This window comes from Streptomyces phyllanthi (genome assembly GCF_009377205.1).
Taxonomy (GTDB): Bacteria; Actinomycetota; Actinomycetes; order Streptomycetales; family Streptomycetaceae; genus Streptomyces; species Streptomyces phyllanthi.
In genome coordinates this window covers 1-5187 of record NZ_VJZE01000562.1, presented here as the reverse complement: position 1 = coordinate 5187, position 5187 = coordinate 1, and the positions used below count along the sequence as shown (strand labels likewise).

At 70.1% G+C, this 5187-nt stretch carries 6 protein-coding genes; all 6 read right to left on the bottom strand.

Features of this window, described 5'->3' with window-relative positions; all coding sequences use genetic code 11:
- Positions 1-179 precede the first annotated feature (179 nt).
- Positions 180-650, bottom strand: a complete 471-nt coding sequence (locus tag FNH04_RS40850; protein WP_152791245.1) for a Dps family protein — start codon at positions 648-650, stop codon at positions 180-182.
- 279 nt (positions 651-929) lie between these two features.
- Positions 930-1307, bottom strand: coding sequence for a helix-turn-helix domain-containing protein (locus tag FNH04_RS40845; protein WP_152791243.1), 378 nt, complete (start codon positions 1305-1307; stop codon positions 930-932).
- Between the two features lie 109 nt (positions 1308-1416).
- The gene (locus FNH04_RS40840) at positions 1417-1962 is read right to left on the bottom strand and encodes a CinA family protein (protein WP_322725327.1); all 546 of its coding nucleotides are present in this window, start codon (positions 1960-1962) and stop codon (positions 1417-1419) included.
- Positions 1959-2672 carry a CDP-diacylglycerol--glycerol-3-phosphate 3-phosphatidyltransferase gene (gene pgsA / locus FNH04_RS40835; RefSeq protein ID WP_152791242.1) on the bottom strand — a complete coding sequence of 238 codons (714 nt, stop codon included), beginning with the start codon at positions 2670-2672 and terminating at the stop codon, positions 1959-1961. Before pgsA ends, FNH04_RS40840 begins: the two co-directional genes overlap by 4 nt.
- Positions 2669-4141, bottom strand: coding sequence for a 30S ribosomal protein S12 methylthiotransferase RimO (gene rimO / locus FNH04_RS40830; protein ID WP_152791241.1), 1473 nt, complete (start codon positions 4139-4141; stop codon positions 2669-2671). Before rimO ends, pgsA begins: the two co-directional genes overlap by 4 nt.
- A 115-nt stretch (positions 4142-4256) precedes the next feature.
- Complete coding sequence (locus tag FNH04_RS40825) at positions 4257-5123, bottom strand: helix-turn-helix domain-containing protein (RefSeq protein WP_322725325.1); 867 nt, start codon at positions 5121-5123, stop codon at positions 4257-4259.
- Between the last annotated feature and the right edge of the window lie 64 nt (positions 5124-5187).

Here is a 5187-nt window from a genome sequence, read left to right as displayed (position 1 = left end):
CCCCAAGCGCCCCAAGCGCCCCCAACGAACTGCCCGCATGGCCGCCACCTCCAGGCCACCCTGCCCTCCGGGGCCCTTGCACCCCAAGCCCTCCGCCAGACGCTAGGCCGCCACAGGCACCGTCCGGCAGGGCGCACCCCCCGGCACAGGGGCGCATCCGCATCACGCTCACACCAGGTTCAGCCGTTCTCCGCCTGGAACATCCAGTGATGCTTCTCGAGGTCCGCCGTGATCGAGATGAAGATGTCCTGGCTCACCGGATCCGGCTCGGCGGTGGCTTCCACCCGCTCCCGCATCCGCGTGATCACCGCGCCCAGCGCGGCCACGAGCGTGCTCACCGCGTCCGTGTCGTTGACCCAGCCCTCGGGAACCCTGCCGACAGCGCTCTGGGCCGCCACCGTGCCGGCCCGCCCGTCAGGAGAGACGCCCAGCGTCGCGGCACGCTCCGCCACGATGTCGGAATGCATGCGCGCGGTGGCCACGACCCCGTCGAGCTGAAGGTGGATGGAACGGAAACGCGGTCCGACCACGTTCCAGTGGATCTGCTTCCCCACCAGGGAGAGGTCCACCAGATCGACCAGTGCGCCCTGCAACGCCGCGGACACGGTCTTGAGGTCGGCCTCGGAAAGCGGGCTCTTGACGACGTACATGGGCATGCTCCGAATCCCTCCGCCGCACATCCCTCACATGGAGAATCGCACGGAGAATCGTTCGTACGGCCCCGAGCCCCCACTCCCTCCACCTTGACCGCCCCGTCCAGGACCGGCAAACGGGGAACACACGAAGGTTTCGCGACGGGCACCACACGAAAGCCCCGGCCGGAGCCCCTCCAGGTATCCCCGGAGAAGCCCCGGCCGGGGCTTCGTACACGCCTTCGCCCCTCGCCGACGATGACCGTCGAACGAGACGCACCCGCGCCCGCGTGCGCGTTACGCGGCGACGACGTCCACCGCTTCGGCGGGCGCCTTGATCGTGACCCGCTCCGGTGGCACGCCGGCCACCGATACGGAGTTGAGCATGGGACGACGCACTGGTGCGGGCACCGGCTCGGCGGCCGCTGCCGACTGGGCCAGCTCGGCGAGCGCGAGTTCGTCGCTCACTTCCCGCATGAGCTCGGACATCCGTACGTCCAGCGCGTCGCAAATGGCGGAGAGCAGCTCGGAGGAAGCCTCCTTCTGCCCCCGCTCCACCTCGGAGAGATAGCCGAGTGAAACTCGGGCGGACGAGGAGACTTCGCGCAGAGTACGGCCCTGGCGCTGGCGCTGCCGACGCAGCACGTCACCCAGCAGGCGACGGAGCAGAATCATCGGTGGCTCCCTCCTCGGACCGCGTAGCCGCATCCTTCACGCCCCACCGTACCGCCTTGCGCCGCGGCCGTGCGGGGAGCGCTGTCGTGTTCACTCAGGGCTGCAAACATCAAGTCCCCCCGTTCTGTTCCGTATCCTGTGCCCGCTCGTTCCCGGTCTGTTCGCCCGCAAGCTCCTCCAGGAGCAGTGCGAGTACGCTCCGTACACTCTCTCTACGGATTTCCGGTCGGTGGCCGTTCAACCGCAGTGACGCAACTTTCCCGCCACCTGGACAGCCGGAATCCGCGCAGGACGGGCCGTCGACGGCGACGAAAACCGTCCCCACCGGCTGACCGTCCTGGGGATCGGGACCCGCGACTCCGGTGGTCGCGATGCCCCAGTCCGCGCCGAGGAGCTTCCGCACCCCGGTCGCCATCTGGGCCGCCACCTGCGGATTCACCGCCCCGCGCTCGGCCAGCAGGGTGGCGTCGACCCCGAGCACCTCGCGCTTGAGCTCGGTGGCATAGGCGGTCACCGACCCACGGAAGACCCGAGAGGCTCCGGGCACCGACGTGATCTCCGCCGCAACCAGACCACCGGTGAGCGACTCGGCGACAGCGAGCGTCTCGCCCCTCACTCCGAGTAGTCGCAGCACTTCGGTGGCCGTGGAACTCACCGTTCCGCCTCCTCCGCCGCGGCTTTCCGAGCGACGATTCCTTGCCTGCGCAGCACAATGGCCTGTTTCACATAGTCGAGCCCGGTCACGACAGTCAGGACGACCGCCACAGCCATCACCCAGAACCTCAGCGTCGCCAGGGGTCCCGTCAGTGCCAGGACGTACATCCCGACGGCCGTCCCCTGCGCGAGCGTCTTCATCTTGCCGCCACGGCTCGCGGGGATGACCCCGTACCGGATGACCAGGAAACGCAGCAGGGTGATCCCGAGTTCCCGCCCGAGGATGACTCCCGTCACCCACCACGGCAGATCGCCGAGGGCGGACAGACAGATCAGCGCCGCCCCCATGATCGCCTTGTCGGCGATGGGGTCGGCGATCTTCCCGAAGTCGGTGACGAGGTTGTACGTGCGCGCCAGATGGCCGTCGAAGACGTCGGTGATCATGGCGACGGCGAACGCCGCCCAGGCCCAGGCACGCCATACCGGGTCGTAGCCGCCGTCCATGAGCAGCAGGACGACGAAGCCCGGTACGAGGGCCAGCCGCAGCATGGTCAGGAGGTTCGCGATGTTCCACAGGCTGGCCTGGTTGACGGCAGCAGCACCCAGCTTCCCGCCGCGCACCGGCCTGGCTCCCCCGGAGGCTCCGGAGGCGCCCGTCGCGCCCGAGGCGCTGGAGGAGCCGCTCGCCGCGGATGCCGGGACTCCCGTCATCTGGCCGCCTCCTCACTACACGGGAGCGTGCCCTGGAGCGGCTCGGCCACCAGGTCGACACCCTGCGTGCCGACCACCTTCGCCTCGACCACCTGGCCGGCGCGCAGCCCCTCGGCGGTGGTGAGCAGCACCTGGCCGTCCGTCTCGGGCGCCTGGTGCGCGGCGCGGCCGTACGGGCCCTCCTCGCCGTCGACCGACTCGACCAGCACCTGCACGGTCTCGCCGACCCGCTCCTCGGCGCGCTGCGAGACGAGCTCCTCCGCCAGCCGGGACACGCGCGCGAGCCGCTCGGCGACCACGTCCTCGTCCAGCTTGCCGTCGTACGTCGCGGCCTCGGTGCCCTCCTCGTCGGAGTAGCCGAAGACGCCGATCGCGTCCAGCCGCGCGCCGTTCAGGAACCGCTCCAGCTCGGCGAGGTCGTCCTCGGTCTCACCGGGGAAGCCCACGATGAAGTTGGAGCGCACGCCGGCCTGCGGAGCCTTGGCGCGGATGGTGTCGAGGAGTTCCAGGAAGCGGTCGGTGTCGCCGAAGCGCCGCATCGCGCGCAGCACAGCGGGCGCGGAGTGCTGGAAGGACAGGTCGAAGTAGGGCGCGACCTTGGGCGTGGAGGTGAGCACGTCGATGAGACCGGGCCGCATCTCGGCGGGCTGGAGGTAGCTGACGCGCACCCGCTCGATGCCGTCGACCTCGGCGAGCTCGGGCAGAAGGGTCTCCAGGAGACGGATGTCACCCAGGTCCTTGCCGTACGAGGTGTTGTTCTCGGAGACCAGCATGACCTCCTTCACACCCTGCTCGGCGAGCCAGCGGGTCTCGCCCAGTACATCGCTCGGGCGCCGCGAGATGAAGGATCCGCGGAAGGACGGGATGGCGCAGAACGAGCAGCGCCGGTCGCAGCCGGAGGCGAGCTTCACCGAGGCGACGGGCGAGCCGCCGAGGCGGCGCCGCAGGGGCGCGCGGGGGCCCGAGGCCGGAGCGAGGCCTTCGGGGAGATCGACGGGCGCGTGCCCGGGAAGCGCGACCTCCGCCCCCGCGCTCTGCCGCGCGGCGGGGCTGATGGGCAGCAGCTTGCGCCGGTCGCGCGGGGTGTGGGAGGCGTGGACACCGCCGGACAGGATGGTCTGGAGGCGGTCGGAGATGTCCGCGTAGTCGTCGAAGCCGAGCACACCGTCGGCCTCGGGCAGGGCCTCCGCCAGCTCCTTGCCGTACCGCTCGGCCATGCAGCCCACCGCCACGACGGCCTGCGTTCTGCCGTGGTCCTTGAGGTCGTTGGCCTCCAGGAGCGCGTCGACGGAGTCCTTCTTGGCGGCCTCGACGAAGCCGCACGTGTTGACCACGGCGACATCCGCGTTCTCGGCGTTCTCCACGAGCTCCCAGCCGTCCGCCTCCAAGCGGCCTGCGAGCTCCTCCGAGTCCACCTCGTTACGGGCGCAGCCGAGAGTGACGAGTGCGACGGTACGGCGTTCAGGCATGGGCTCAAGACTACTTCGTCCGACTGACAGCCCACGTCGACGGGGTTGGCCGATCTTGGCCAACCCCGTGTCCTCGCATTTCTTCGGAGCCGCCTGGGCGAACCCCGTACAGCGGCTATCCGGCCTCAGGGTCGCCCGGGGTGTAGGTCAGGCGCTCGACCGCGCCGGGCTGCCACTCGTCCTCGATCTCCTTGCCGTTCACATGCAGCTGGATCGCCCCGGCGTCGCCGAGGACGAGGTCGATCTTCTGCTTGTCCTGGAAGGTCTTGGAGTCGCCCTGCTTCAGGAGTCCGTCGAAGAGCAGCCGGCCGTTGTGGTCCTTGGCGGAGATCCAGCTGCGGCCGTCCACGGCGCTCACCTGGACGGTCACCTTGTCCTGGGGCGCCGCCGCGATGGCGCTGTCCGACGGGTCGGGCTTGGGGTCGGCGTCGGGCTTGTCGGTCTTGGTGGTGGGCGAGGCGGCCTTGCTCGTGGTCGGCGTGGAGCCCTCGGCGACCTGCGCCTGGCTGCCCTCCTCGTCACCGCCGCTGAACAACGTGAAGCCGACGAAGCCGATCACCGCGACGATCGCGGCGACCATGGCGGCGGTCCAGTTGGGCCCGCGCCGCTCGGGGCGGATGCGCTCCGCCTCGAACAGGGGCGCCGCCGGGGTGGGCGCGGGGCGCCCTCCATGACCGGCCTCGTACTCAGCGAGCAGCGGCGCGGGATCGATGCGCACCGCGCGCGCGAGGGTGCGGATGTGCCCGCGCGCGTAGACGTCACCGCCACAGGGGGCGAAGTCGTCCTGCTCGATCGCGTGCACGATGGCGATACGGACCCGGGTGGCGTTGCTGACGTCATCGACGGTCAGCCCGGCCGCGATACGCGCCTGTTGGAGGGCACGGCCGATCGAAAGGCGTTCCGCCTCACGTTCGTCGCGGTCGTCTTCGAACGGACGCTCGTCGTCGGGGGAGTTGCCGTCAGGGGAGTTGCCGATGGACACGGGGGCGCCTTTCGAGCGTGTAGCCACCTGTGCTGGAGGTTCAGTCTAGGGGGGGTACGAAAGG

Bases quoted from the DNA above. Each gene is read 5' to 3' on its own strand.
- rimO (WP_152791241.1), bottom strand. From the start codon at position 4,141: ATGCCTGAACGCCGTACCGTCGCACTCGTCACTCTCGGCTGCGCCCGT.
- FNH04_RS40850 (WP_152791245.1), bottom strand. From the start codon at position 650: ATGTACGTCGTCAAGAGCCCGCTTTCCGAGGCCGACCTCAAGACCGTG.
- FNH04_RS40845 (WP_152791243.1), bottom strand. From the start codon at position 1,307: ATGATTCTGCTCCGTCGCCTGCTGGGTGACGTGCTGCGTCGGCAGCGC.
- pgsA (WP_152791242.1), bottom strand. From the start codon at position 2,672: ATGACGGGAGTCCCGGCATCCGCGGCGAGCGGCTCCTCCAGCGCCTCG.